The following is a 4965-nucleotide window of genomic DNA, read 5'->3' as shown; positions in this document are numbered from 1 at the left end:
TCATCTTCTCTCCTCGTCTCGTCTGCTTCTCTCCGTGCCTGCCTTTTGTCTTACGCTCGTTTTTTTTTTCAAGCAAAAGCCGGCATACGGGTAAGGGGTCCCTCCCGGGGGCTCGGGGATTGGTATAAGGGACAGGGACTCAGCGGGGCGCGGCCGGCGTGGCCACAGTGAGGGAAGTGGGGTGGCGCTTGCGCCATTGCTTGAGCACGGCGGTGCGCAGCGACAGCAACAGCAACCAGCACAGGAAGCCGATGGCCAGCCTACCGCTCAGTGTGAACACATCATTGAAGCCACGCACGTTGGCTTCGCGGCGGGTGGTCTGCGCCAGCTGCGCGCTGCCCTGCGCACTGCGCAGCACCGGGTCGGTGATCTGTGCGCTGTACAGCTGCTGCTGGATGCGCAGGCGTTGTGCCACCACCGGGTCGGCCGGGTCGAGCTGGCTGGTCAATGCGCTGGAGTACAACTGCTCGCGATGCAGCTGGAAGGTGCCCAGCACCGCCGAGCCGGCCAGGCCGCCCAGCGTCTGCGTGATCGACAGCGTCACCAGGAAGGTGATCATGTGGTCCACGCCCTGCTTCAGCGCGGCGGAAATGCCGAGCATGATCAACGGGCCCATGAACATGCCGGCACCGACCGAGGCCAGGAACTGGCTGACGTAGAAGTCGTGCGGCCGATCCATGCTGGTACGGTGCTGGTCGAAGAAGGCGGCAGCGCCCAGCAGCAGGATTGCCATCAGCAGTTGGGCAATCAGTCGCTTTGGGCCGAAGGTCAGCGAGGCGCCGGCGATGCCGGTGACCACGCCCGCAAGGATCACCACGAACAGCGGGCGCATCTGGTCAGGCCCCATGCCCAGCGTGCGCATCAGGTTGACCACGCCGTAGGACTGCTCGGTGGTGAGAAAGCGGATCAGGAACGCGCCGACGATGAAGTGCAGCACCGGCAGCTTCGACAGCCAGCGGATCTGCAGCAGCGGATTGCGCCGGTAGTGTTCGATGATGAAGGCGGTGGTGGACAGCACGATCGAGGCGACCAGTGCCCAGCCCAGCCATGGCGTGTTGAGCCACCAGCGGGTGTAGCCCTGTGCCAGCACGATCACCAGCAGCGCGACCGCCGGCGCGAGCAGGGCGAACGTGAGGAAGTCCAACGGCTCGAACGCCTTCACCTGGATGCCCGGCGGCAGCTTCAGCACCACCACCGCGGCGAACGCGCACAGTGCCAGCCCGGCTTCAAACGAGTAGAGCTGGTGCCATTGGCCGGTATCGACCAGGCCCGGCGACACGATCCAGGCGATCGGCACCGCCAGCTGCGAAAGGCCGACTCCGACCACCAGCAGATTGCCGGTGAACCGTCGCGGCAGCGCCTGCAGCATGTACAGCGTGCCCAGCGTTGAACAGGCCGCGCCAGCGAAGCCGCTGGCGGCACGGGTCAGCATCGTGGTCTCGAAGCTGCCGACGAACAGGTGCAGCACCGCCAGCGCCGCGTACAGGCCCAGCCCGATCTCGGCGAACAGGCGGATGCCGTACTGCTGGCGGAACTTGAAGGCCAGCAGGTTGGCCGTGACGTTGACCATTGCATAGGCCGCCACCAGCCAGCTGCCCTGGGTCGGGGTCAGCGCCAGCTGGCCCTGCAGGAACGGCAGGTTGGCGGTGACCAGCGCATTGCCGAGGCCGCCGGTGATCGCCACCAGCAGCGATACCAGTGCATAGGCCAACCGACGGTACGGTGGGTGCCAGGGCATCGACGCCGAACCGGGCATGGTCGGCTTCTCGTGCTCCTCCCAATCCGGAACCGGCTTCAGATACGGCTGGACCATCAGCGGGCCTCGCTGGTTGCTCCCTGGAGACCCCCGCGCAGCAGCTGCAGGGCGCGCCCGGCCAGGTGGGCGCGCTCGTCGCGGGTCTTGCCGCGCAGGGCCGCGCCCAGCATGCCCGAGATCAGTGAAATGTCCGTCTTCTCCAGGTCGGCACGGCACAGGCCCGCGGCCTTGGCGCGGGCGATCGGTGCTTCCAGCAGATCGCGCACGGTCTCGCGCGCGGTGCGCATGGCCGGCACATCCGAATCGACCGCACGCCAGTAATCGGCCAGTGCCGGCGAATCGATGATGCGCTGGGCCATGCCCTCGAACACCTCGAACAGGGCGTCGTCGCGGTCGCCGAGTTGTTCGACCTGGCGCCGTATGCGGTCGACCGTACGCTGCAGCAGCGCCTGGATCAGCGCGGTGCGGTCGGGGAAGTTGCGGTACAGGGTGGCGCGGCCCACCTGGGCGCGTTCGACCACCAGGTCCAGCGGGGCGGTGACACCGTGTTGGCCGAACACATGATCGGCGGCGTCGAGGATGAGGGCGCGGCGGGCAGCAGCATCGGCACGTTGGGCAGTCATGGAATTATTTTCGGACAAAAGTGTCCGATTGGCGAGGCTTTGAGTGACGGGATTGTCCGCTTGTTGTGGTACGCACATCTTTGTGACGAATGCGTGATGGTTCGGGTCGAAATGAAAACGGGGGCCCGAAGGCCCCCGCTGCATACCTGTGGAAGGAGTAGCAAGGAGATCCACGCCATGCGTGATCTCAGGCTGGGTCAGAGCCCATTCCTGCGGAATGGGATCCGAACCCCGGCGTGGTGCAGTAGATCCACACCATGCGTGGATGGAGGAGAGTCAGAAGAACGCGCGGATGCCGAATGCGACGCCACGGCCCGGCAGCGGCGAGTAGTCGCGCAGCAGCGAGGTATGCGGGCGCACTTCGCGGTTGGTCAGGTTGCTGCCATCCAGGAACACCTCGTAGCTGTTGCTGGCGTTGCGGTCCCAGCGGTAGGCCAGATGCGCGTCGACCAGGGTGTAGCCGTCGCTCGGTGCCTCGTTCTGGGCGACATCCTTCTGGCGGCTGTAGCGCACCGCACCGACCGAAGCGCGCCAGCCGTCCTTGGCCCAGCGCAGGTCGGCGCCGACGCGGGCCGGGGCAATGCGCGGCAGGTAGCCGGTGTTGGCCAGTTCCACCGTGTAGTTGTGGTTGTGGTCGCCATGCGGCACGGCGATGTCCAGGTTGCGGCTGCCGCTGCCATCCAGCTTGGCCTTCACGTAGTCACCGAACAGGCGCAGATCCCAGTCACCGGCGCCGCCCTCGAACAGGTGCACCAGCGCTTCGGCCTCGGCACCGCGGAACACCGCGTCCTGCTGGGTCCAGGTGCGCACCGGCAGCCCCTCGGTGATGCCGGTTTCGGCCAGGTAGATGAAGTCCTTGAACTTCGTCTGATAGACCGATGCGGAGAAGTCCAGGCGTTCGCTGTGGGTATGGATGCCCAGTTCCACGCGCTGGCCGCGCTCGGTCTTCAGGTTGGCGTCGCCGATTTCCAGCGAGCGGGTGGCGATGTGCGCGCCGGCGGCATACAGCTCTTCGTTGGTCGGTGCACGCTCGGAGCTGTCCACGCCGATGCGCAGATCAACGGCATCGTTGAGCTTCCAGATGCCAGCGGCAGACAGGTTGGTGGCGCCGAACGTGCGACGGCGGTAGTCACCGGTCGGGTCCAGCTTGACCTGGTCGTGGCGGCCGCCCAGTTCCAGCTTGAACGGGCCGAACTGCTTTTCCTGCAGCACGAACAGGCCGATGTTCTTCGTGCCGGTATCCGGCACGAACGCCTCTTCGCCCTTGGCGCCGAAGTCACTGTTGCCGAACTGCAGGCCGAAGGCGCCGTCCCATCCGCCGATCTGCTGCTGCACCGCTTCCAGGCGCGCTTCGATGCCGCGGTTGGTGAAGCGGGTGGACGGCGTGCCGGCTTCCAGCTCCACGTGTTCGTAGTCGGTGTAGGCCACGCGTGCGTTGATGTTCTTCAGGAACGAGACCGGGTTGTAGATGCCGGCCTTGGTCTCGAAGCGGTTCTGCACCATGTCGATGCGCACGTCGTGCTCGTCGCCGCCTTCTTCTTCGTCGCCATGGTCGTGGCCGTGGTCATGGCCGTGATCATCACCATCGGCGTGCACGTGCGCGCCATTGGGAATGCCGTAGTTGGTGCGGTAGGTGCTGGCCGATACGCCGAAGTAGCCGCCGTCGCCCAGCCACGTTGCGCCGACGCCACCGGCGCGGGTGCGGATCGAGCTGTTGTCCAGGCGACCGCGGCGCGGTTCTTCGCCCTCGGCCGCATCATGGTCGTGATCGTGGTCATGATGATCTTCAAGGCTGTCGATCACTGCATAACCGGGAATACGGTAGTCGTCACCGTTGCGCACCAGGCCGTCCACGTGCAGCACGACATTGCCGCTGACGCCATCGAGGCGGAACATGCCGCTGCGTTCGTTGTTGACCGAATTGCCGCGCAGTTCGGCGCGGCCACTGAGCGGACGCTCCGGCAGTTCGCGCGCGATGCGGCCGTCAACCACGTTGACCGCACCACCGATGGCGCCGCTGCCGAACAGCAGCGTGGCCGGGCCCTTCAACACTTCGATCTGGTCGGCCAGGAACGGCTCGATGCTGGTGGCATGGTCGGCGCTGACGGTGGATGCATCCATGTTGCCCATGCCGTTGGACAGCACGGCCACGCGCGGGCCTTCCTGGCCGCGGATGATCGGGCGGCCGACGCCGGGACCGAAGAAGGTGCTCTGTACGCCGGGCAGCTTGGCCACGGTATCGCCGAGGGTGCCGGCCTTCTGCTCGTCCAGGCGTTCACCGGCCAGAACCTCCACCGGGCGTGCCAGCGATTCTGCGTCGCCCTGCAGCGGCGAGGCGGTGACCTGCACCGACGACAGTTCAGTCAGGTGGCGGTCACGATGAGCGCTGTCATCGCCCGCTGCAAAGGCAGCCGAAGGCAGCAGGGCCTGTCCCTCTTACACACCTCAGGCTGCCGACGACTTATCGCGTTGCGATCCCGGGGTCGTCGGACTGTGTAGGATATATAAAACCCCACCACTTAAATCATGTTCATCTGAGAAAGAGTATCCTACCGCCCAGACAACAACGTACTTGATGTAATAAGA

Annotated in this window: 3 protein-coding genes; all 3 read right to left on the bottom strand. The window is 65.6% G+C overall.

From position 1 onward, the window contains the following. Positions 1-139: 139 nt before the first annotated feature. Positions 140-1813 (bottom strand): MFS transporter, encoded by a 1674-nt coding sequence (locus EKL94_RS21735; RefSeq protein ID WP_126930606.1) that lies wholly within the window; start codon positions 1811-1813, stop codon positions 140-142. Continuing rightward, complete coding sequence (locus EKL94_RS21730) at positions 1813-2379, bottom strand: TetR/AcrR family transcriptional regulator (protein ID WP_010483118.1); 567 nt, start codon at positions 2377-2379, stop codon at positions 1813-1815. Before EKL94_RS21730 ends, EKL94_RS21735 begins: the two co-directional genes overlap by 1 nt. Positions 2380-2655: 276 nt before the next feature. Beyond that, positions 2656-4803: a TonB-dependent receptor gene (locus EKL94_RS21725; RefSeq protein WP_126930605.1), complete on the bottom strand. Its 2148-nt coding sequence runs from the start codon at positions 4801-4803 to the stop codon at positions 2656-2658. Between the last annotated feature and the right edge of the window lie 162 nt (positions 4804-4965).

The organism is Stenotrophomonas maltophilia, assembly GCF_003970865.1.
Taxonomy (GTDB): Bacteria; Pseudomonadota; Gammaproteobacteria; order Xanthomonadales; family Xanthomonadaceae; genus Stenotrophomonas; species Stenotrophomonas maltophilia_AR.
Note: the sequence above shows the minus strand (reverse complement) of the source record. Positions and strands in the feature narration are given on the sequence as shown.